At 74.4% G+C, this 21,695-nt stretch carries 17 protein-coding genes and 1 riboswitch; of the genes, 11 read left to right on the forward strand and 6 right to left on the reverse strand.

Annotated elements, in window-relative coordinates; genetic code table 11:
* Nucleotides 1–8: 8 nt before the first annotated feature.
* Entirely contained in the window at nt 9–1,268 is a 1,260-nt protein-coding gene (locus AMK18_RS16700) for an extracellular catalytic domain type 1 short-chain-length polyhydroxyalkanoate depolymerase (RefSeq protein WP_018103404.1), read from the reverse strand.
* 283 nt (nt 1,269–1,551) lie between these two features.
* On the opposite strand from AMK18_RS16700, the gene AMK18_RS16705 reads away from it, so the two are divergent.
* The 3 genes from AMK18_RS16705 to AMK18_RS16715 all read left to right on the forward strand — a co-directional run bounded on the left by AMK18_RS16705 (nt 1,552) and on the right by AMK18_RS16715 (nt 6,756).
* Nucleotides 1,552–2,370 (forward strand): 3-hydroxybutyrate dehydrogenase, encoded by an 819-nt coding sequence (locus AMK18_RS16705; RefSeq protein ID WP_073863392.1) that lies wholly within the window; start codon nt 1,552–1,554, stop codon nt 2,368–2,370.
* Nucleotides 2,371–2,406: 36 nt separating this feature from the next.
* Nucleotides 2,407–4,404 (forward strand): helix-turn-helix domain-containing protein, encoded by a 1,998-nt coding sequence (locus AMK18_RS16710; protein WP_073863393.1) that lies wholly within the window; start codon nt 2,407–2,409, stop codon nt 4,402–4,404.
* Between the two features lie 141 nt (nt 4,405–4,545).
* Nucleotides 4,546–6,756 carry a bifunctional glycosyltransferase/CDP-glycerol:glycerophosphate glycerophosphotransferase gene (locus AMK18_RS16715; RefSeq protein ID WP_073863394.1) on the forward strand — a complete coding sequence of 737 codons (2,211 nt, stop codon included), beginning with the start codon at nt 4,546–4,548 and terminating at the stop codon, nt 6,754–6,756.
* On the opposite strand, the gene AMK18_RS16720 is transcribed toward AMK18_RS16715, so the two are convergent.
* Both AMK18_RS16720 and AMK18_RS16725 read right to left on the reverse strand, forming a co-directional pair.
* On the reverse strand, nt 6,753–7,226 hold the full coding sequence (locus AMK18_RS16720; protein WP_073863395.1) for a DUF3291 domain-containing protein: 474 nt from the start codon (nt 7,224–7,226) through the stop codon (nt 6,753–6,755). The genes AMK18_RS16715 and AMK18_RS16720 overlap by 4 nt on opposite strands.
* A gap of 47 nt (nt 7,227–7,273) precedes the next feature.
* Entirely contained in the window at nt 7,274–7,912 is a 639-nt protein-coding gene (locus tag AMK18_RS16725; RefSeq protein WP_018103399.1) for a helix-turn-helix transcriptional regulator, read from the reverse strand.
* 215 nt (nt 7,913–8,127) lie between these two features.
* A riboswitch (cobalamin riboswitch) is annotated at nt 8,128–8,197 on the forward strand.
* Nucleotides 8,198–8,319: 122 nt separating this feature from the next.
* Between AMK18_RS16725 and AMK18_RS16730 the strand changes: the two genes are divergently transcribed.
* From AMK18_RS16730 to AMK18_RS16755, 6 genes are all read left to right on the forward strand, one after another.
* On the forward strand, nt 8,320–9,582 hold the full coding sequence (locus AMK18_RS16730) for a prenyltransferase/squalene oxidase repeat-containing protein (protein WP_073863396.1): 1,263 nt from the start codon (nt 8,320–8,322) through the stop codon (nt 9,580–9,582).
* Entirely contained in the window at nt 9,579–10,274 is a 696-nt protein-coding gene (locus AMK18_RS16735) for an SCO2322 family protein (RefSeq protein ID WP_073863397.1), read from the forward strand. Before AMK18_RS16730 ends, AMK18_RS16735 begins: the two co-directional genes overlap by 4 nt.
* Nucleotides 10,271–11,431, forward strand: a complete 1,161-nt coding sequence (locus AMK18_RS16740; RefSeq protein WP_073863398.1) for a cobalt ABC transporter permease — start codon at nt 10,271–10,273, stop codon at nt 11,429–11,431. The genes AMK18_RS16735 and AMK18_RS16740 overlap by 4 nt, the downstream gene beginning before the upstream one ends.
* The gene (locus tag AMK18_RS16745; protein WP_073863399.1) at nt 11,428–13,143 is read left to right on the forward strand and encodes an ABC transporter ATP-binding protein; all 1,716 of its coding nucleotides are present in this window, start codon (nt 11,428–11,430) and stop codon (nt 13,141–13,143) included. Before AMK18_RS16740 ends, AMK18_RS16745 begins: the two co-directional genes overlap by 4 nt.
* A complete protein-coding gene (locus tag AMK18_RS16750; RefSeq protein WP_018103394.1) occupies nt 13,140–13,964 on the forward strand; it encodes an ECF transporter S component in 825 nt (274 codons plus the stop codon). Before AMK18_RS16745 ends, AMK18_RS16750 begins: the two co-directional genes overlap by 4 nt.
* Before the next feature lie 303 nt (nt 13,965–14,267).
* Nucleotides 14,268–14,705 carry a transglycosylase SLT domain-containing protein gene (locus AMK18_RS16755; protein WP_018103393.1) on the forward strand — a complete coding sequence of 146 codons (438 nt, stop codon included), beginning with the start codon at nt 14,268–14,270 and terminating at the stop codon, nt 14,703–14,705.
* Nucleotides 14,706–14,787: 82 nt separating this feature from the next.
* Here the strand turns inward: AMK18_RS16755 and AMK18_RS16760 are convergent, their stop codons facing one another.
* On the reverse strand, nt 14,788–16,065 hold the full coding sequence (locus AMK18_RS16760) for an alpha/beta hydrolase (protein ID WP_073863400.1): 1,278 nt from the start codon (nt 16,063–16,065) through the stop codon (nt 14,788–14,790).
* A gap of 115 nt (nt 16,066–16,180) precedes the next feature.
* Between AMK18_RS16760 and AMK18_RS16765 the strand changes: the two genes are divergently transcribed.
* Nucleotides 16,181–17,137 carry an AEC family transporter gene (locus tag AMK18_RS16765; RefSeq protein ID WP_073863401.1) on the forward strand — a complete coding sequence of 319 codons (957 nt, stop codon included), beginning with the start codon at nt 16,181–16,183 and terminating at the stop codon, nt 17,135–17,137.
* Here the strand turns inward: AMK18_RS16765 and AMK18_RS16770 are convergent.
* A complete protein-coding gene (locus AMK18_RS16770) occupies nt 17,100–19,121 on the reverse strand; it encodes a bifunctional glycosyltransferase 87/phosphatase PAP2 family protein (RefSeq protein ID WP_073863402.1) in 2,022 nt (673 codons plus the stop codon). The two genes, AMK18_RS16765 and AMK18_RS16770, sit on opposite strands and share 38 nt — an antisense overlap.
* Nucleotides 19,122–19,435: 314 nt before the next feature.
* On the opposite strand from AMK18_RS16770, the gene AMK18_RS16775 reads away from it, so the two are divergent.
* Nucleotides 19,436–20,566, forward strand: a complete 1,131-nt coding sequence (locus AMK18_RS16775) for a DUF2330 domain-containing protein (protein WP_073863403.1) — start codon at nt 19,436–19,438, stop codon at nt 20,564–20,566.
* Here AMK18_RS16775 and AMK18_RS16780 read toward each other — a convergent pair.
* Nucleotides 20,563–21,657: a serpin family protein gene (locus AMK18_RS16780; protein ID WP_073863404.1), complete on the reverse strand. Its 1,095-nt coding sequence runs from the start codon at nt 21,655–21,657 to the stop codon at nt 20,563–20,565. The genes AMK18_RS16775 and AMK18_RS16780 overlap by 4 nt on opposite strands.
* Between the last annotated feature and the right edge of the window lie 38 nt (nt 21,658–21,695).

Genomic DNA, 21,695 nt, shown 5'->3' on the forward strand with positions numbered 1-21,695 from the left:
CGTGTGCGTCAGGCGGTGCAGCCGCTGTCCGCGATGACGAAGTACCCGGCCGGGGTCTCCTTCAGGGTGTGGCTGACGAAGACGTTGTACAGGCCCATGTTCTGGTTGGAGCCGTTGGCGTAGACGTACCCGCCGGACATGTGCGCCCGGCCCGCCGTGACGTGGGCGTAGTTGGTGGCGGTGTAGCACTGCGCGGGGTCGGGGTCGCCGGGGTCCCCCGGGTCACCGGGATCGCCGGGGTCACCGGGGTCGCCCGGGTCGGTGCCGGTGCCGCCGTCCAGGCCCCAGAAGACGCCCGTGTAGTACGTGGAGCAGAGGGTGTTCAGGAAGTACGCGGCCGTGGAGCCGCACTGCTGGGCGCCCGAACCGGGGCCGACGGGCAGGCCGTGGCCCATGCCGGAGACCGAGTACATCTCCACCGCGGGCTGCCCGGAGGCGTCGTTGTAGACGGTGCGGGTGGTGTTGCCGGGGAGGCTGTCCGTGGACGACGGGGTCTGGCTGATGCCCCACACGTTGGTCCACTGGTCGCGCAGGGCCGTCGCGTTGGCCGGGTAGACCGTGTAGTCCGAAGTGCCCTGCCAGATGGCGACCTTGGGCCAGGGACCGCTGTAACCGGGGTACGCGGCGCGGACCTTGTCGCCCCACTGCGCGGGCGTCAGCTTCTGCGGGCCCGTCTGGCAGCCCGATGCGGCGGCCTGGCTGGTCGCGCACTGGGCGGGCAGCCCGGAGGCCACGGAGCCGCCCGCGAAGACGTCCGGGTAGGCGGCGAGCAGGTCGGCGGTCATCCCGCCGCCCGCCGAGAGCCCGGTGACGTACACCCGGCGCCCGTCGGAGCCGTAGGTCTTCTTCGCGTAGTCGACCATCTGCACGATCGACGCGGCCTCGCCCTTGCCCCGGGTGTCCTCGTTCGGGTCGAACCAGCCGAAGCAGGACAGCGCGTTGTTCGCCGAGGTGGTCTGCGGGAAGACGACGGCGAAGCCCCACTCGTCGGCGTACTTCGGCCAGCCGGAGTTGGTGTAGTACGCGTCGGCGGTCTGCGTGCAGCCGTGCAGGGCGACGACCAGGGGGGCGTTCGCGGGGAGTCCTGCGGGGGTGTACGCGTACATCTGGAGGTTGCCGGGGTTGGAGCCGAAGCCGGTCACCTGCTGGAGGCCGGCGGCAGCGGCGGCGGGCTGCGCGGTGGTGACGCTCAGCGTCGCCGCCAGCAGGCCGAGGACGGCCGTCGCCGCGAGGCGGCGGGCGAGACGTTTCAGGATCGGTGGGCGCACGGGTGCTTTCTCCCTGCCGTGGGGGTACGGGTTGCTGCCGGAACCTACGAGCGGCACCGGCCCCCGCCCATGGGACCGGTGGCCACACCCGGGCCCCCGCTGTGTGCCCCGACGCCCTTGCGCGACGGGGCGCGGCGAGGGGTCCCGGGCGGCGTCCCCCGCCGGTCGCGCCTCGGCGGCCGCCCCGGGCCCCGCACCATGTACGCCCGCACCATGCCCCGGTACACGGGTGTGTGCACCGACGCCGTGTGACGCGGGGCCGCGCGTACCTACCGTGACCGCCATGGAGACTTCCCGCAGACCGGATCACCAGCCCGCCGCCCCCGCGCCCGGCGGCCCCGCGCAGGCGCCCGCAGAACCCGTCCTGGCCGGGCGCACCGCACTGGTGACCGGGGCGGCGAGCGGCATCGGGCGGGCCTGTGCGCAGGTGCTCGCCGCCGCGGGCGCCCATGTGCACGTCGTGGACCGGGCCGGTGAGGCCGCCGAGCGGCTGGCGAAGGAGATCGGCGGGACGCCCTGGGTGGTGGACCTGTCCGAGCCCGACGTCGTGGACACCCTGCCCGCCGATGTGGACGTGGTGGTCAACAACGCGGGCATCCAGCACGTGGCCCCGGTGCACGCGTTCCCGCCGGACCGGTTCGCCCTGATCCAGCGCGTGATGGTGGAGACCCCGTTCCGCGTCTTGCGCCGGACCCTGCCGGGCATGTACGAACGCGGCTGGGGGCGCGTGGTCAACATCTCGTCGGTGCACGGGCTGCGCGCCAGCCCGTACAAATCGGCCTATGTGACGGCCAAGCACGCACTGGAGGGGCTGAGCAAGGTGGTCGCGCTCGAAGCGGCGGAGCACGGGGTGACGAGCAACTGCGTCTGCCCCGGGTACGTGCGCACCCCGCTGGTGGAGAACCAGATCGCCGACCAGGCCCGCACGCACGGCATCTCCGAGGAGGAGGTCGTCGGGCGGGTGATGCTGGAGCGCAGCGCGGTCAAGCGGCTGATCGAACCGGCGGACGTGGCCGAGGCGGTCCTGTGGCTGTGCGGCCCGCGCACCGGGCACATCACCGGCTCCTCGCTCTCCATGGACGGCGGCTGGACCGCGAACTGACCCGCCGCCCCGACCCCCGAGGAACCCTGGAACGCCATGCCTGAACCGCTCCCCTCCGCCGCGCTCCACCTCCGGCGCCTGTTCGACCTGCTGGCCGACGACGCCCCGGCCGAGGCGCTGGGGGCGGTCTCCTCGCAGGCGCGGGCGGACGGGGTGCCGGCCGAGGAGCTGGCGGAGGTGGAGCGGGCGACGGCGACCGCGCTGCGGATCAGGAGCGCGCTGCGCCAGCACCGGCGCCGCGAGGCCCAGCTGACCGCGCTGTTCGACACGGCGGGCGACCTGGCGGCTTCGCGCGACCTGGACGACGTGCTGAAGGCGATCGTGCGGCGGGCCAGGATGCTGCTGGGCACGGACACCGCGTATCTGACGCTCCCGGACGAGGAGGCCGGGGACACCTATATGCGGGTCACCGACGGCTCGGTCTCGGTGCTGTTCCAGCGGCTGCGGCTCGAACTGGGCGAGGGCCTGGGCGGTCTGGTGGCGCAGACGGCGAGCCCGTACGCGACGCCGGACTACCGCACCGACGACCGCTTCCGGCACACCCGCAACATCAACGCCGGGGTGCTGGACGAGGGCCTGGTCGCGATCCTGGGCGTGCCGCTGCTGCTGGGGTCGAGCCGGGGCGGTACGGGGAAGGTGATCGGCGTCCTGTTCGCGGCGGACCGCTCGCCCCGGGTCTTCAGCCCGGACGAGGTGGCCCTGCTCTGCTCGCTGGCGGCGCACGCGGCGATCGCCATCGACACGGCCCGCGCGCTCGCCGACACCACGGCGGCGCTGGCCGAGCTGGCCGAGGCGAACGCGGAGCTGGCCGAGGCCAACGCCTCGGTGCGGGCGCACTCGGCGGCCATGCGGCGGGCGGAGGAGTCGCACGACCGGCTCACCGACCTGGTGCTGCGCGGCCGGGACGTCAAGGACGTGGCGGCGGCGGTCGCCGGGCTGCTCGGCTCGCCGCTGACCATCCACGACCCGGGCGGCCGCCCGCTGGCCGCGGTCCGCCCGGACGGTACGGGCTTCGCCGCCGACAGCATGGACGCGGGCTGGCTGGCGGAGGCGGCCGAGGAGTCGCGTACGGGCGCACGGGCGGTGCACCGGGACGGGCGGGTGGTGTGCGCGGTGCTCGCCGGACAGGAGCTGCTGGCCGGGCTCGTCCTGCACCGGGCCCGCCCGCTGGACGACTCGGACCGGCGGCTGTTCGAGCGGTCGGCGGTGGTGACGGGGCTGCTGTTGCTGCTGCGGCGCACGGTGGCCGAGACGGAGAACCGGATACGCGGTGAGCTGATCGCGGACCTGTTGTCGGACCCGGCCCGGGACCCGGCGGGGCTGGCCGAGCGGGGCCGCCGCCTCGGCATCGACCTGGACCGCCCGCACCTGCTGCTCGTGGCGGAGACCGGGGCGCGCGAGCGTCTCGCCCCGGCCGCGATGCGCTTCCTGTTCGGCGGCGAGCACCAGGGCGTGAGCGCCGAGCACGCGGGCACGGTGGTGCTGCTGACCGAGGACACCGGTACGGCCGCGGGTGCGGCGGCCCGGGCGGCGGCGGCCCAGCTGGGGCAGCTGGCCCAGGCCCCCGTCACGGTGGCGGCCGCCGGTCCGGCCCGGGGCGCCGGGGAGCTGGCCGCCGCCTACGCGGAGGCGGCGCGCTGTCTGCGGGCGATGCGGGTGCTGGGGCGGACGGGCGAGGGCGCGTGCGTGGAGGAGCTGGGGTTCCTGGGCGTGGTGCTGGGCAACGCGCAGGACGTGGACGGCTTCGTGGCGGCGACGCTGGGGCCGCTGCTGGAGTACGACGCGCAGCGCGGCACACATCTGGTGCGGACGCTGGGCGCGTACTTCGGGGCGGGCGGCAGCCTGATCCGGGCCAAGGACGAGCTGCACGTCCATGTGAACACCGTGGTGCAGCGCCTGGACCGCATCCAGGTGCTGCTGGGCCGCGACTGGAACGAACCGGACCGCGCGCTGGAGCTGCAGCTGGCCCTGCGGCTGCACCTGCTGTCGGGGGCGGGCGGGGGCCCCGGCGGCCTCCGCCGGGGCCCGTCCTGAAGCCTGCCGCCCGGCGTCAGCCCGTAAGGTACCCGGCAGAGTGCGGACGCACCCCTCCTCACCTCGTACAACGCTTCGGCGGGCTCGGGAGTCTTGTCTGTCCGACCTCCCGCAGTCCCGCACGTCACCTGGAGTTCCCGAATGCCCCGATTCAGCATTGTCGTCCCTGTGTTCAAGGTGCAGGGATATCTGCACGCGTGCCTGGACTCGGTGCTGGGGCAGTCGTTCCGGGACATCGAGGTGATCGCGGTCGACGACTGCTCGCCGGACGCCTGCGGGGCGATCATCGACGAGTACGCCGCCCGCGACGCGCGCGTCAAGGCGGTGCACCTGCCCGAGAACGTGGGCCTGGGGCGGGCGCGCAACGCCGGGCTGGAGCACGCGCGGGGCGACTACGTCCTCTTCCTGGACAGCGACGACTCCTACACCCCCGGTCTGCTCCAGGCGCTCGCGGACCGGCTCGACGCGGCGGGTGACCTGGACATCCTCGTCTTCGACCATGTGCGCACCCACTGGTACGGCAAGGGTCCGCGCAGCCAGACCGCGGACCTGGTCGCGCGGGCGGGCACGGACGTCTTCCGCATCCAGGACCGGCCCGAGTTCATCGAGCTGTTCCTGGTGGCCTGGAACAAGGCGTTCCGCCGCGAGTTCTTCCTGAAGGAGGGCTTCCAGTACGCGCCCGGCCTGTACGAGGACGCGCCCGTCTCCCATCTGGCGATGGTCACGGCCGAGCGCATCGGCTGCCTGGACCGGGTCGGCGTCGAGTACCGCCAGCGCCGCCACGGCGCGATCACCAAGACGCCGGGCCGCAAGCACTTCGACATCTTCGGGCAGTACGAGGGGCTGTTCGCGGCGCTCGCCGAGCGCCCGGAACTGGCCTGGGCGCACAGCCTGCTGTTCGAGCGCGCCATGGACCACATGCTGTTCGTGCTGAAGCGCCCCGACCGGGTGCAGGCCGCCGACCGCAAGGACTTCTTCGCCCTCACCGCGGACTTCTACGCGAAGCACGTCCCGGCCGGGTTCACACCGCCGGGCGGGGCGGTCGGGGCCTCCCTGCGCGCTCTGGCCAAGCGGTCGTTCGGCACCTACCGGGCGGCCGAGCTCGCCGTCCGGGCCAGGCGGAAGGGCCCGAAGAAGGTCCGGAGGATCACGGCGAAGGCGGGCGAGCGGGCGGCCGAGCGCCTGTACGGCGTGCACCGCAGGCGCCCGCTGGACCCGCACCTCGCCGTCTACTCCTCGTACGGGGGCGGACTGCCCTCCTGCAACCCGCTGGCCGTCCACGAGAAGGCGAAGGAGCTGGCCCCGCAGGTGCGCGGGGTGTGGCTGGTGCGCGCGGAACTCGCCCGCGAGGTGCCCGAGGGCATCGATTACGTCGTGCACGGGTCGGGCCGCTACTGGGAGGTGATGGCCCGCGCCACGTACTTCGTGAGCAACGGCGACTTCCCGGACGGCATCGTCAAGCGCCCGGGCCAGGTCTACGCGCAGACGCACCACGGCACGCCGCTCAAGCGCATGGGCCTGGACCGGAAGTCCTATCCCGCCGCCGCCCGGAACCTGGACTTCGACCGGCTCCTGGAGCGGGTGGACCAGTGGGACCTGAGCCTCTCGGCCAACCAGCACTCGACGGCCCAGTGGGAGCGGGTCTACCCCGGCGCCTTCGAGTCCCTGGCCACGGGCTATCCGCGCAACGACCGCTTCTACGCGTCCGGCGCGGAGGACGTCGCCGCGGCCAGGGCCCGGCTCGGCATCGCCCCCGGCCGGACGGCCGTGCTGTACGCGCCGACCCACCGGGACTACCGCAAGGAGTGGACGCCGCCCTTCGATCCGGCCCGGCTGGCCGCGTCACTGGGCGAGGACTTCGTCCTGCTGGTCCGGACGCACCCGCTCGACAGCCGGAGCCCGCGGCTGGCCGAACTCGCCGGGCACGACGGCGTCATCGACGTCTCCCGTCACCCCTCGGTCGAGGAGCTGTGCCTGGCGGCGGACGTGCTCGTCTCGGACTACTCGTCCGTGATCTTCGACTACGCCAACCTCGACCGCCCCATCGTCATCCACGCCGACGACTGGGAGACGTACAACCAGGTCCGCGGGGTGACCTTCGACCTGCTCTCCGGCCTTCCCGGCGACACCCCGGGGCCGGTCACGGCCACCGAGGACGAGCTCACCGAGGTCTTCCGCAGCGGCCGCTGGCGCGACGCCGAGTCGGCCGCGCTGCGGGCCGCGTTCCGGGAGCGGTTCTGCCCGTACGACGACGGCCACGCCGCCGAACGCGTCGTCCGCCGCCTGTTCCTCTCGGAGGAGGGCCCGGCACCGGTCCCGCTCGCGCGGCGCACCCCGGCGCCGAGGCCCTAGGGCCTGTCTGCGTTCCCCGTCGGCGGGGGGTGCGGGGCGCGGAAGGTGAAGGCGTCGGGGGTGGAGCCCTTCGCGCGGAGGAGGGCGACGCGGTCCATCGCCTCCGCGACGCCCGGGCGGTGGCCGGCCGGGACCCACCACAGGGCCATGTGGTGGTCGGCCAGCCGCTCGAACCATTCGCGGCGGCGGGCCATGACCCTCAGGTGGTCGCTGCGGTAGACGTACGCCTTCAGCGCGTCGACCGACTCCCAGACGGAGCAGTTGAACAGGAGGAGGTCGTCCTCGTCCTCGGGGCGCAGCCCCGTCGCGTCGGCCCCTTCGTCGTCCACCATCCGCCAGACGAATCCGGGGGCGTGGTCGGCGAGGGCGTTGATCTCGGGGAGTTGTGCGACGAAGTCGGCGAGCTGGGGGCTGTCGAGCGGGGCGAGGATGCGCCCGACGTTGACCTGGGCAAGGTGGAAGTCGTTCACGGGCCAAGCATGGCCGGGCGAACCTTCTAAAGTCAACGGATTCCTTTTTAGACTTCGCCGACCCCTTCGGGCCCCTCGATCGCGACGCAACACCCTTCCGGCAGCGGCTCCATGGCGGCGCTCCAGCCCTCACCGAGCAGCCCTTCGATGCCCGCGAGGTTCATCCCGCAGACCAGGGCCGGGAACTGCTCCGCCAGCGCGTGGAACGGGCAGTTGCGCAGCCGGAGTTTCCCGCAGTCCCAGTACGGTTCGTAGCCGCGCTCGCGCAGCGCGTCGACGGGGTCCGCCGCGCCTGCCGCCTCACCGGCGGCCCGCGCCGCCGCCTGCAACTCCGTGTCGAGCCCGGCCCGTTCGACCACCTCGGCCAGCAACTGGCTCACGGTGTCGTACGCACGCGGCGGTACGGAGACGGCGTGCTCGCCGTCCGCCCGCCGGTACAGCTTGGACGGCCGCCCGGCGCCGGGTCCGGTGCGGCCGGAGAGCCGCCGGAAGGTGGTCTCCAGGAGCCCGGCGTCCACGAGCTTGTCCAGATGGAACGCGGCCACGGCCCGCGTCACCCCGACCGCGTCCGCGGCGGCGTCCCGCGTGACGTCGCCGGGGGCGGCGGCGACGTGTCGGTACAAGCTGCGGCGCACGGGGTCCCCGAGCACCGCCAGCGCGTCCAGGGCGGCGTCATCACTGCTCACGGCCCCGAGTCTAGGCCGCACGCCTCTCGGGGGCGCCGCCCCCGAACCCCCGCTGCTCAATCGCCGCAGGGGCTTGATCTGGCTGCGCGGCCACTTTCAGCCTCGCCGGCGTTTGAGGCGCGGGGTCCGGGGCAGCGCCCCGGTTTCGGGAAGGGGCGGGTAGGGGAACAAACCCCGCCCGCTAGACTGGCCCCGTCGTCACTATGCCCGTTCAGGGGGAAGCCGGTGCGAATCCGGCACTGACCCGCAGCCGTAAACCGCCGCAAGGCGAAAGTCGGAATGCCCTGTCCGCGTCGTGACCGGCTCACGCCGCCGGAACCCCGGCGGCCCGCCCCGTCGAGGTATACGGAGCCGGAGCCCGGTGCCGTGTGTGCCTGCCCCGGTCCCCAGGAGAGGCACCACCCGCCATGACCGCACGCCGCAGCGCCGCCGCGCTCGCCGTCACCGCCGCCGCGCTCCTCGCGGCCGCCGCCCCGGCCGCCGTCGCCGCGCCGTCTCCGTCGCCCTCCCCCTCGGCCGCGCTGCCCTCCGGGCTGTACGGCACCGGCGACCCGACGTACGACGGGGTGTGGCGGCAGTCCCTCGCCTTCCTCGCGCAGCAGGCGACCGGCGTGACCCCGGCCACGAAGGCCGTCGACTGGCTGACCGGGCAGCAGTGCGACAGCGGCGCCTTCCCCGCGTACCGCCCGGACGCCTCCGCGCCCTGCACCGACAAGACGATGGTCGACACCAACGCGACGGCCGCCGCCGCCCAGGCCCTGCGCGCGGTCGGCGGGCACCAGGACGCCGTCGCGAACGCGGTCAGCTGGCTGAAGTCCGTCCAGAACGAGGACGGCGGCTGGGGCTACACCGCCGGCAGCCCCAGCGACGCGAACTCCACGTCCATCGTGATCGGCACCCTCGCCCGGGCCGGCGAGAAGCTGGGCGACGTCACGACGCACGGCGGCAAGACCCCGTACGCCGCGCTGCTCACGTTCTCCATCCCCTGCGGCGGCAAGGACGGCGGCGCCTTCGCCTACCAGCCCGACAAGGCCGGGAAGCTCGCCGCCAACGGTGACGCCACCGCCGCCGGTGTCCTCGGCGCGCTCGGCAAGGGCCTGGTCGTCTCGGACAACGCGGCCGTGAAGGACCCCGCCTGCCACAAGGGCTCCCCGCTCGAACCGGAGCAGGCCGCGCAGAACGGCGCCTCCTACCTCGCGACGGCCCTCGCGAAGAGCGGTCACCTCGACGCCGCGCCGATGCCCGGCGCGGAGGACAGCGCCCCGCAGCCCGACTTCGGCAACACCGCCGACGCGGTCGTCGCCCTGTCCGCCGCCGGGCACAAGGACAAGACGGCCGCCTCGGTCGCCTGGCTGAAGAAGAACTCCGCCGCCTGGGCCAAGCAGAGCGGCCCCGCCGCGTACGCCCAGCTGATCCTGGCCGCCCACGCGACCGGCGCCGACGTCCACGACTTCGGCGGCGCCGACCTCGTCGCCCAGCTGAACGCGACCGGCCCCGAGCCGGCCGCCGTGAAGAAGCCGCAGCCGACGGCCACGGAGGACGAGGAGAAGAAGGACAGCGGCGACGGCGACGGCATCGGCGGCGTCTGGTGGTTCGTCGGCATCGGCCTCGCGGTCGGCGCGGGCGCCGGCTTCCTGATCAGCGGCCGCCGCAAGAACCAGCAGCTGTGAGGCGCGGGGCACAGGCGCTCGCGCTCCTGGTCGTCGGCGCCGTCCTGGCGCTGCTCGGCGCGGGCGCGGCGCAGGCGGCGGGCTACCGCTACTGGTCGTTCTGGGAGGGCTCGGGGAGCGGCTGGTCGTACGCCACCCAGGGGCCGTCGCTCGTCCGGCCCGACGACGGCTCGGTGCAGGGCTTCCGCTTCGCGGTGAGCGCGGACTCGCAGGACGCCTCCAAGCCGCGCCGTGCCCCCGACTTCGCCAAGGTCTGCGCGGACACCCCGGCGAAGGACGGCAGCAAGCGCGTCGCGGTCGTCATCGACCCGGGCACCGCCGCCGACGCGCCGGACGGGGAGACGCCGCCCCCGCTGCGCACCGCCTGCGCGCGGGTCGCGAAGGACGCGAGCAGCGCGGAGGCCCTGGCGGCGGTCGCCAAGCCGCTGCGCTACGACGCGAGCGCGATGCTCTGCGCGATCTCCGGCTACCCGGCCACCGGCTGCGGCGAGCAGGTCTCCGGCGACACAGGCAGCAGCGGCACGGACGGCGGCGCTTCGAACGGCAGCAGCGAGGCACCCACCTCGACCGCCTCCTCCGCGGAAGCCCACGGCGACGACGGCGGCCCGTCCGTCGGCATACTCGTCGGGATCGGCGCCGTGCTGCTCCTCGGCATCGCCGCAGTCGCGCAGGCCCGCCGCCGCCGCGGATGACCGGCACGACGGCCGGCCGCACGGACACCGCGACACACCGGCTCCCCGCCTGGCGCGCCCCCGCCGCGACCCGCTCCAACGCGGTCCCGGCCGGGGCGTGGTGGCTGTGGGCGCTGGGCCTGGCCACCGCCGCGTCGCGGACCACCAATCCGCTGTTGCTCGGCCTGCTGGTCGGGGTCGCGGGCTATGTGGTGGCCGCGCGCCGCACGGACGCGCCGTGGGCCAGGTCGTACGGGATGTTCATCCGGATCGGGCTCTTCGTGATCGCGGTCCGGCTGCTGTTCTCCGTCTTCCTCGGCTCGCCGATCCCCGGCACGCACACCCTGTTCACGCTGCCCGAGGTGCCGCTGCCCGACTGGGCGAAGGGCGTCCGGATCGGCGGCCGGGTCACCGCCGAGCAGCTGCTGTTCGCGCTGTACGACGGCGCGAAGCTGGCGGCCCTGCTGATCTGCGTCGGCGCGGCGAACTCCCTCGCCAACCCGGCCCGGCTGCTGAAGTCGCTGCCCGGCGCGCTGTACGAGGCCGGGGTCGCCGTCGTCGTGGCGATGACGTTCGCGCCGAACATGGTCGCCGACGTGCTGCGGCTGCGCACCGCCCGCCGCCTGCGCGGCCGCCCGACCGGCGGGGTGCGGGCCGTCCTCCAGATCGGCCTGCCGGTCCTGGAGGGCGCCCTCGAACGGTCGGTCGCCGTCGCCGCCTCCATGGACGCGCGGGGTTACGGGCGTACCGCCCGCGTCCCGGCCGCCGTCCGGCACACCACGAACGTCCTGACGCTCGGCGGGCTGCTCGGCGTGTGCGCGGGTACGTACGGGCTGCTCGCCGCCGAGGGCGCGGGCTACGGGGTTCCGCTGCTCGTCGCCGGTCTGCTCGCCGCGATGGCGGGGCTGCGGCTCGGCGGGGCGCGTTCGGTGCGGACCCGCTACCGGCCCGACCGCTGGGGCGTGCGGGCCTGGCTGATCGCCGGGTCCGGCGCGGCGGTCGCGGCGGCGATGATCTGGGCCGGGACCGCCGACCCGGCGGCGCTGCACCCCGGTGTCGTACCGCTGACCGCTCCCGTGCTGCCGCTGTGGCCGGCCGCCGCCGTGCTGCTCGGGCTGCTTCCGGCGGTGGTCGCGCCCGTCCCGCCCTCCCCCACAGGCTTCCAGGAGCAGGTGTGATCCGGTTCGACGCTGTTTCGGTGCGGTACGAGGGGGCCGAGCGCCCCACGCTCTCGGGGGTCGACCTGACGATCCCGGAGGGTGAGCTGGTGCTGCTCGTCGGCCCCTCGGGGGTCGGCAAGTCCACGCTGCTCGGCGCCGTCTCGGGGCTGGTGCCGCACTTCACGGGCGGCCGGCTGACCGGGCGGGTCACCGTGGGCGGGCGGGACACCCGGACGCACAAGCCCCGGGAGCTGGCGGACCTGGTGGGCACGGTGGGCCAGGACCCGCTGGCGCACTTCGTCACCGACACGGTGGAGGACGAGCTCGCCTACGGCATGGAGTCGCTGGGCCTGGCCCCGGACGTGATGCGGCGGCGGGTCGAGGAGACCCTCGACCTGCTGGGCCTGGCCGGGCTGCGCGACCGCCCGATCGCCACCCTGTCCGGGGGCCAGCAGCAGCGGGTCGCGATCGGCTCGGTCCTCACCCCGCACCCCCGCGTCCTGGTCCTGGACGAACCGACGTCCGCCCTGGACCCGGCGGCGGCCGAGGAGGTCCTCGCGGTCCTCCAGCGGCTCGTCCACGACCTGGGCACCACGGTCCTGATGGCGGAACACCGGCTTGAGCGCGTGGTGCAGTACGCGGACCAGGTTGTCCTGCTCCCCTCGCCGGGCGCCGCCCCGGTGATGGGGACGCCCGCCGAGGTGATGGCGGTCTCCCCGGTGCACCCCCCGGTCGTCGCGCTCGGCCGCCTCGCGGGCTGGGACCCGCTGCCCCTCACGGTCCGGGACGCGCGGCGCAGGGCCGGTGACCTGCGCGAGCGGCTGGCGGAGGCGGCGGTGGACGAGGCCGCGCCCCGGCCCGCGATGCCCGACGCCCCCCTCCCCGAGCCCCGCCCCGCTCCCGCCCGAGGCGCCCTCGCCCGGCTGTTCCGGCGCGACCCGCACGAGGCCCCCGAACCCGTCACCGGCGCCCCCGCCGCCCAGGCGGACCGGCTCGGCGTCCGACGCGGCCGCGTCGAAGCGCTGCGCCGGGTGTCGCTCACCGTCCGGGCCGGGGAGACCGTGGCCCTGATGGGGCGCAACGGCGCGGGCAAGTCCACGCTGCTCGGCGCCCTCGTCGGCATGGTCGAGCCCACCTCCGGCACCGTCCTGACCGGGGGCCTGCCCCCGCACCGGACCCCGCCGCGCGAGATGGTGCGCCGCGTCGGCCTCGTACCGCAGGAGCCGCGCGATCTGCTGTACGCGGACACGGTCGCAGCCGAGTGCGCGGCGGCCGACGCGGACGCCGGGGCGGAGCCGGGCAGCTGCCGGGCCCTGGTCTCGGAGCTGCTGCCGGGGGTCGGGGACGACACGCACCCCCGCGATCTGTCCGAGGGGCAGCGCCTGGCCCTGGCCCTCGCCCTGGTGCTCACCGCCCGGCCGCCACTGCTGCTCCTGGACGAGCCGACCCGGGGTCTGGACTACGCGGCGAAGGCCCGGCTGGTCGGGGTGCTGCGCGCGCTGGCCGCCGAGGGCCATGCCATCGTGCTCGCCACCCATGACGTGGAGCTGGCCGCCGAGCTGGCGCACCGGGTGGTGATCCTCGCCGACGGGGAGGTCGTCGCGGACGGCCCGACCGCCGAGGTCGTGGTGTCCTCGCCCGCGTTCGCCCCGCAGACCGCCAAGATCCTCGCCCCGCAGGAATGGCTCACCGTTCCCCAGGTGCGCGCGGCGCTGGGAGGTGGCGCGTGAGCGAGGTGCTGAAACGTGGCCGCCCGGTCCGGCTGGGCCCCCGGGCGGTCGTCGCGCTGGTGCTGATCAGCGCGATCGGGATCGCCGCCTTCGGGTGGCCGCTGCTCGCGGACCGGGACTCCGGGCTCGCGCACGCGCAGGACGCCCCGTGGCTGTTCGCCGCGCTGCTGCCGCTGCTGGTCGGGGTGGTGGTCGCGATGATCGCGGACGCCGGGCTCGACGCGAAGGCGGTCGCGATGCTGGGGGTGCTGGCCGCGGTCGGGGCGGCGCTGCGCCCGCTGGGGGCGGGCACGGCGGGCCTGGAGCCGATGTTCTTCCTGATGGTGCTGAGCGGGCGGGTGCTGGGGCCGGGCTTCGGCTTCGTGCTGGGGTCCGTGACGATGTTCGCGTCCGCGCTGCTGACCGGCGGGGTGGGGCCGTGGATGCCGTTCCAGATGCTGTCGATGAGCTGGTTCACGATGGGCGCGGGGCTGCTGCCGGGGCCGGACCGGCTGCGCGGGCGCGGCGAGCTGCTGATGCTGGCGGCCTACGGGGCCGTCGCCTCGCTCGCGTACGGAACGATCATGAATCTGTACGGGTGGACGATCGTGCCGGGCCTCGCCTCGGGCATCTCGTTCCGGCCGGGTGACCCGCTGGGCGACAACCTGGTCCGCTTCCTCGCGTACTGCGCGACGACCTCGCTGGGCTGGGACCTGGGCCGGGCGGTGCTCACGATCGTGCTGACGCTGGCGGTCGGGGCGCCGCTGCTGAAGGCGCTGCGGCGGGCGACGCGGCGGGCTTCCTTCGAGGCCCAGGTCACATTCGACGCCCCCGGCGAGTGAGGGCACCCACAGGACCTTGGTCCTGTACGAAGCGGCTTAGGAGCCGCGCACGGGGCTCTCGGGGCCCCGCCGCACCGCCCACGACCTGCTATGGAGCGGTTTGAGGGGGTTCAGGACCTTCGGCCCCGGATGCGAGGCGGGGTCGTAACAGGGGTCGTTGCCACCGCCGAACGGGCTCGCTAAGACTGGATCCCGTCGCCGAGCACCGCAGGGTCCTCACCATGGATCGCGGTCAACGAGCGCCGGTCAGCGCAGGATTCGGACCGAGCCGCGACTCCCCCGTTCCCCACCGTTAGGTTCCCTGTGACGTTCGCCCGTAACCTCATCGCCAAGCCCCGCACCACCCGTCGCAAGGCCGCCATCGCAGGCGCCTCCGTGCTGCTGGGCGCCACCGGCATCGGCCTGGGTGTCTCCCCGGCCATGGCGGCCCCGACCGCCGCACCGACCTCCGCCGGGAGTGCCCAGGACACGGCGAAGCAGATGATCGGTGACGACGCGCAGTTCCAGTGCTTCAGCAACATCGTCAGCCACGAGAGCGGCTGGAACCCGAGCGCGACCAACGCCTCCTCCGGCGCGTACGGCCTGGTCCAGGCCCTGCCCGGTTCGAAGATGGCGTCCGCCGGCTCGGACTGGAAGACCAACCCCGGCACGCAGATCAAGTGGGGCATGGACTACATGAACTCCCGCTACGGCAGCCCCTGTGGCGCCTGGTCCTTCTGGCAGGCCCACAACTGGTACTGAGCCGGCCCGGCTTGAGCCAGTGAACCCGAAAGCCCCGACCGCCCCGCGCGGTCGGGGCTTTCGGCGTGTCCGGAGCCGGACGTCAGCCGTGCGCCGCCAGCCGGTCGAACCAGCGCACGATCTGCGGGCCCGAGGTGAGGTACGTCTCGTTGTGGCTGAGGTCACCCTGGTCCACGACCGGCGCCCGCACTCCCCGCCGCGCCAGATCCGCCGCGCAGCTGCGGGCGTTGGCGACGGGCACGTCGGTGTCGCCCGAGGAGGTGTAGAGCCGCACGGGGACGGCGGGCTTCCAGGCGCAGGTTCCGTCCTGGGCGCGGATCGCGGCGAGCAGGGCGCCGGTGGGGTGCTGGAGCTCGCGGTAGTAGGCATCGGTGAGCAGTTCCTTCAGGTTCGCCGGGAGGGCCGGGATGATCTCCTCCTCGTAGTGCTCGCCGTCGAAGAGGCCGTCCACGACATCCGCGTACGGCTCCCGGAACGCCTCGGACGGGTCCTTCCACAGCGGGTGCAGCCGGTTCTGCGCGGTGAGGAAATACGTCATGTAGAAGAGGCCGCTGGTGTCGTTGACCCGGCCGTCGAAGAGGGCGGGCGTCTCGGCGTGCTCGATGTCGTACGGGCCGGAGACGGGCGCCAGCGCGCGCAGCCGGAAGTGCCGGTCGGCGCCGCGCTGAAGGGCCTTGCCCAGGGCCATGGCGACCTGGCCGCCCTGCGAGAAGCCGCTCGCGTACACGTCGCCGGTGAGCGGGCGGTCCAGCCGGAGCGCGGCGGTGCGCGAGGCGCGGAGCATGTCGAGCGAGGCGCTGACGGCCGAGGCGGTGTCCATGTACGGGTGGCGGCCGGGGCCCTTCCCGAGTCCGAGGTAGTCCGGGGCGGCGACCGCGCGCCCGGCGGCGGCGTGCAGATAGGGGGCGTAGCGGCCGAAGTCCTCGCCGACCGAGGGGGCGTAGTCGCGGTGGGCCATCGTGCCGTGGGTGTCGGAGACGAGGTCCAGCCGGTGGCCGCCGCCGTCGGGCAGCACGAGAAGGCCGGTCGCGGTGGTGGGGCGGCCCTGCGGGGTGATCGTCGCGTAGGTGAGGCGGTAGGCCCGGACCCCGTGGCGGACGGTGTCCGTGCTCATCCCGGCCTCCGTGAGGAAGGCGGTCACCCCGGCCCGGTCGTGGCGGGCGACGGGGGTGACCGCGAGGAGGGTCCCGCGCGCCTCGTGCCGGCCGGTGACCGCCGCGTCGTGGCCGGTCGCGGGCCGGGGCGCGGCGGTGGCCGGCACGGTGCCGAGCGCGGCGAGGACCACCACGGTGGCCGCCGCGAGAAGGCGCCGAACGCCGTGATTCCGGGGCGAGTTGATCGCGTTGTTGTCCATGTCCACGACCGTAGGAGCGGAAGCTCCGCGTCGGCATCCGCGTGGACCCCCGGCCCGGAGTGCACTTGAGTGCACCCCGGGCCGGGGGGCAGCCACCGTGCCGAACAGGCGTACGGGGATCATGGCGGCCATGCATGCCCTGCTCTCCGCCTTCGCCCCCATCTGGGTCCTGACCGGCATCGGTTACGCGGTCGGGCGCGGCGGGCTGCTCGGGGAGCAGGCGGAGGCCGTGCTCGGCCGGTTCGTCTTCCATGTGGCCATGCCCGCCGCCCTGTTCACGATGGTGTCGGGGGCGAGCCCGGACGTGTTCGGCCATCCGTCGATGGTGGCGTTCGCGGCGAGCACGGCCGTGGCGGCGGGGGCCGGGTTCTTCCTGGTCCGGCGGGTCTTCGGCCGGGGGCGGGCGGACGCGGCGATCGGGGCCATGTCCTCGGGCCATGTGAACTCCGCGAACCTGGGCATCCCGGTGGCGGTGCAGGTGCTGGGCGATGCCTCGTTCGTCGCGCAGGTCATCCTCTTCCAGGTGCTGGTGCTCTCGCCGGTGGTGCTGACGCTGGTGGAGTCCGGGACGGAGGGGGCGGACGGGCGGCGCCCCGGCGGCGGGGTGCGGCGGCTGCTCACGATGCCCCTGCGCAATCCGATCATCCTGGCCTCGCTGCTCGGGGTGGCCGTCTCCGCGACGGGCCTTCGGCTGCCGGCCGCCGTGACGCACCCGTGCGACGTGCTGGGCGCGGCGGCGGTGCCGACGGCCCTGATCACGCTCGGCCTGTCGCTGCACCGGGGCCCGGGTGGCGGGGGCCGGGCGCGCCGGGAGCGGGCGGAGACGGCGGTGGTGGTCGCCGTGAAGACGCTGGGCCAGCCGCTGGCCGCCCTGCTGGTCGCGGGCCCGCTGCTGCACCTCCCGGACCACCAGCTGCTCGCGGTCGTGCTGTGCGCGGCGCTGCCCACCGCGCAGAACTCCTTCATCTACGCCCGCGAGTACGGCCTCGACACCGGGCTCGCCCGCGACGCGATCGTGGCCTCCACGCTGGTGTCGATGGTCACGCTGTCGGTGGCCGCGTGGGCGCTGGGGCCGTGAGCCGTTCGGGTGGCGGGGCGGAGGCTCCGGGCGGATGCTGGAGGGGCGACGATCCACCTGAAGGGGTGCGGGGACGCTTTTCCGTCCCCGCGCCCCTTCGCGTCGGCCGCAGCCGCCGGGGTCCCGCGAGCACGTACGTGATGAGGAACCCGAGCGCGACGACGGCCGCCCCGCCCACCGCGTCCAGCACCCAGTGGTTGGCGGTCGCGACGATCGCGGAGACCGTGAACAGCGGATGCAGCACCCCGAGCGCCTTCATCCACGGCCTGGGGGCGAGCAGCACGATGATCACCCCGCACCACAGGGACCAGCCGAAGTGCAGCGAGGGCATCGCCGCGTACTGGTTGGTCACCGCCGTCAGCGCCCCGTAGTCCGGCTTCGTGAAGTCCTGCACCCCGTGCACCGTGTCGATGAAGCCGAGCCCGGGCATCAGCCTCGGCGGGGCCAGCGGGTAGAGCCAGAAGCCGACGAGCGCGAGGAGCGTGGCGAAGCCGAGGGTGGACCGGGCCCAGCGGTAGTCGGCGGGGCGGCGCACGTACAGCACGGCGAGGATCGCCAACGGGACGATGAAGTGGAACGTCGAGTAGTAGTAGTCGAAGAAGCCCCGCAGCGGGCCGACGCCCGCGGCCGCGTGGTTGATCCGGTGCTCGATGTCGATGTGCAGCCACTGTTCGAGCGAGTGGATCTGGTGCCCGTGCCGCTCGGCGGTGTCCCGCCCGGCCGTGGCAGCCAGCCGGACGTGCCCGTACGCGGAGTAGACGACGCGGATCAGGAGGAGTTCCAGGAGCAGGTTGGGCCGGCTGAGCACCCGCCGCCAGACGGGCAGCAGCGGCACCCTGCTCCAGCGGGCCGGAACGGGCTCCGCGTACGCGGTGGGCACGGGCTTCCGCCAGTACGGGGAGGTGCGCGGCAGGAACGGCGTCACACAGGCGGCCCCGAGCGCGGCGATCAGCAGCACGTTGTCGCGTACCGGGAAGAGCGCCCCCACGTTCGGCAGCAGCATCGTGCCCGGCAGCGTCGTCACCAGGACCACGACGGCCGGCCACACCAACCGGTCGGAGGCGCTGCGGCCCGCCCGGCCGACCACGGCGAGCAGCACCCAGAGCAGCTGGTGCTGCCAGGCGGTCGGCGACACGGCGACGGCGACGCAGCCGGTGACGGCCGCCGCGAGGAGGAGCTGCCCGTCGCGCGCGTACCGCACGGCGCGACGCAGGCCGATGACGCAGACGGCGGCGGCGAGCGCCAGGAACAGCGCGATCTCCGCCGGACCGGCGAGGCCCAGGCGCAGCAGCGCCCCGTGCAGGGACTGGTTGGCGAGGCCGTCGGTCTGGTCGCCGAGGCCCGCCCCGGCGACGTGGTGCACCCAGTACGTCCACGAGTCGTGCGGCATCGCGGCCCACGCCAGCGCGGTGCAGGCGGCGAACGCGGCGGCCGCGGTGAGCGCGGAACGGCGTCTTCCGGTGAGCCACAGCAGCAGGGCGAAGAGCAGCACGGTCGGCTGGAGGGCGGCGGCCACGCCGATGAGCGCCCCGGCCCCGCGCTCCCCCCGGACGGCGAAGAGGCCGACGAGGACCAGGAGGACGGGCAGGATGCTGACCTGGCCGAGGTGGAGGGCGTTGCGCACCGGCAGCGAGAGCATCAGCAGGCTGATCGCGACGGGCGCGGCGAGCAGCGCGGTGCGCCGGCCGACGGGCCCCGGCAGGGCGCGGGCGGCGACGAGGCCGAGGGCGGCGACGAGCAGCAGCGAGCCGAAGGTCCAGGCGACCCCGAGGCTCTGTTCGGCGGTGCGGGTCAGCGGCTTGAGGACGAGCCCGGAGAACTGGGTGCCGGTGAACCGGTCGGTGTCGTACAGCGAACCGGTCACATGGAGCACCCCGTTGTCACCGGTCCAGGTCTCCAGATCGGTGAGCCGTTGGCCCGGCGGCTGCCGCAGCACCACCGCCATCTGCCGGACGGCCAGTGCGGCCGCGACCAGCCAGAGCACCGCCCGTACCGTTCCGGTTCCCGCTCCCGCCGTCGCGCTTGTGCTGCCACCGTGCTCCGCGTTCGCCACGCTGCGCCGACCCTCCCAGGTCTGGTGCCGGCCGATTGTCCGGCATGTGTGAAACCTTCGCATTGTGCTCTTGGGTAGACCCAATCAACCCCTTTTACGCCTGACTGTCACCCGGCTTTGGCCGAAAGTCCGCCCGCCCGGGTGGGCGCGGGGACCGGAACCGGCCGGGGCCCGCGCACGTCTGAGCCCGTGATCAGTAACGACGGGGAGGACGGAAGATGCGCCGCGCGGGGAGAGAAAGAGGGATGGGGGGCTGGGCGGCCCGGGGGCTCTCCCTGCTCCTGATGCTGGTGTCGCTCCAGGTGGGGTCGCTGATCGCACCGGCGTACGCCTGCGGCTGCGGGGCGATGGTGGTGCACCGGGACAGTCAGGTGTCGGTCGACCGGGAGACGTCGGCGGTCGGCTGGGACGGTCGCACCGAGCAGATCGTCATGCAGCTGAGCGTCCGGGGTAACGCGCCGGACGCGGCCTGGATCATGCCGGTGCCGCACCGCGCCACGGTCGAGCTGGGCGACGCGGCCCTCTTCTCCGAGCTCCAGGCGATCACCGCCCCGGTCACCGAGGAGCGGCACTACTTCTGGCCCCGCGACAAGGACTGGCCGTTCGGCGGTTCGGGGAACTCGTCCGCCGACGGCGCCGGGGCCCCCAGGGCCGCCGCCCCGGTCGACGTGGTCGGCCGGGAACGGCTCGGCCCGTTCGACGTGGCGCGCCTCGCGGCGACCGACCCGGAGGCGCTGGAGAGCTGGCTGAAGGAGAACGGCTTCGAGCTGCCGGACCGCCTCGCCGCGGCCCTGACCCCGTACGTCGATCAGAAGTGGGAGTACGTGGCGGTGCGCCTCGCGCCGGAGAACCAGGGGGGCACGCTGAGCGGGACGCTCGAACCGCTGCGGCTGCGCTTCGCCAGCGACCGGCTGGTCTATCCGATGCGCCTGTCCAAGCTGGCCGCCACCCCGCAGTCGCTCGGCCTGTACATCCTGGCCGACCACCGCATGGAACCGCGCGGCTCGATCGGCGGGCGGCCCCCGAAGGTCTCGTACGCGGGCCGCGTCGACCCCGCGAAGCAGCCGTACGAGGCGCTGGGGGCGGTCACCGGGGACAAGCCGGTCTTCGTGACGGCCATCGACCAGTACTTTCCGTCGCCGCAGCGGATCGACGGCGACCACGAGCTCCGGGCGACCGCCGAGGACACCCCGTACCGGACCGTGGTGTACCGGGACGCGCTGCTGACCTGGGGCGGTATGCCCGCCTGGGTGCTGACGCTGCTCGGCGGCGCGCTGCTGGTGGTGGCCCTGCCGCTGTTCCTGGTGGTACGCGCCCGGCGACGGCGGCCGGTCCTGCCCCCGCCGCCGGTGTTCACGCCGCCGCCGCTGCGCTAGTCCGCCGAGGGCGTCTCCGCCTGCCAGCCGACGAAGAGGGGGACCTCCTCGCCGGGGTCCAGGACGGCGATGCCGAAGGGCCGGTCGAAGGCGAGGTGCAGGCGGCGCGGGGGCGGGCCCGGCGCCGCGCCGGCCGGTGCGGGCAGCACCGTCACCGCAGCCGCCGACAGGCCCTCCTCGGTCACCTTCAGCACGGCCTCCTGCACCGCCTCGGAGAGCATGAGCGGGGTGGCCGAGAGCCCGGAGAAGTCGGCGGCCGGGGTCGTCGCGAGACGGATCCCGAGCGCCGCCAGATGGCGGGTCGCCCGGATGTGCGTACGAAGGGTGAAGCGCGGGACCGCGAGGGTCACGGCGTCCGCGTTCAGGGCGGTACGTGCCTCCTTCGGCGCCCAGGCCGCCGGCAGCACCTCGGCCGCCCCCTCGCCCGGCCGCCCCAGCACCAGGCGCACCTTGACCGGCGGCGGCCCGCCCTGCCCCCGCCGGGCGCACCGCAGATCGAGGACGAACGCGCCCCCGGTCATCCAGACGTCGAAGGGCGGGGGCGTCCCGAACATCGTCGGCACCTTGCGGGTGACGCCGTCCGCGTCGGTGAAGGGCCGGTCCTCGGTCGCCTCCCGTTCGAAGGGGATCGCCCAGTCCGCCTTGAGCGCGAGCGCGTTGACGAGCACCAGCAGCATCTGGTCGGTGACGGTCACCGGCAGTCGCTCGATGAGCCCGCCGGTCGTCTTCCGCACCCAGGCGTCCGCCTCGTCCGGGTCCATGGGCCCGAAGCCGATGTCCGGCAGCGCCTTCCGGAGCCCGCGCCGCACCGGAGTCCGCGTCCACACCCGGGTCGCCACGCCCAGCCCGTCGGTGGCCGCCAGCGCCCGGGCCGTGACCGTCGCCGCCCCGGCCGCCTCGTCCCCGGCGGCCCCGAGCACCGCCCGCAGTTCGTCGGCGGTCTCCCCGCGCGCCCCGGCCGCGAGCGCGGTCAGGGCCAGCCAGAGCCCGGCGGGCGAACAGACGAAGTCGCCGCCAGAACCGGCCAGTTCCCGGATCCACCGCTCGCCGAGCCGCCGGACCACCTGGGCCCCGTTCCCCTGCGCCACCACGCCGCCCCCTCGAAATCACCTGGCTCATACACCTGTGC

Origin of the sequence: Streptomyces sp. CB01249 (assembly GCF_001905735.1) — a bacterium.
In the GTDB taxonomy this organism is placed as follows: domain Bacteria; phylum Actinomycetota; class Actinomycetes; order Streptomycetales; family Streptomycetaceae; genus Streptomyces.

Excerpts from the sequence above, each read along its gene's own strand:
- AMK18_RS16705 (WP_073863392.1), top strand. The coding sequence starts at position 1,552 with ATGGAGACTTCCCGCAGACCGGATCACCAGCCCGCCGCCCCCGCGCCC.
- AMK18_RS16710 (WP_073863393.1), top strand. The coding sequence starts at position 2,407 with ATGCCTGAACCGCTCCCCTCCGCCGCGCTCCACCTCCGGCGCCTGTTC.
- AMK18_RS16715 (WP_073863394.1), top strand. The coding sequence starts at position 4,546 with ATGCCCCGATTCAGCATTGTCGTCCCTGTGTTCAAGGTGCAGGGATAT.
- AMK18_RS16730 (WP_073863396.1), top strand. The coding sequence starts at position 8,320 with ATGACCGCACGCCGCAGCGCCGCCGCGCTCGCCGTCACCGCCGCCGCG.
- AMK18_RS16740 (WP_073863398.1), top strand. The coding sequence starts at position 10,271 with ATGACCGGCACGACGGCCGGCCGCACGGACACCGCGACACACCGGCTC.
- AMK18_RS16765 (WP_073863401.1), top strand. The coding sequence starts at position 16,181 with ATGGCGGCCATGCATGCCCTGCTCTCCGCCTTCGCCCCCATCTGGGTC.
- AMK18_RS16775 (WP_073863403.1), top strand. The coding sequence starts at position 19,436 with ATGGGGGGCTGGGCGGCCCGGGGGCTCTCCCTGCTCCTGATGCTGGTG.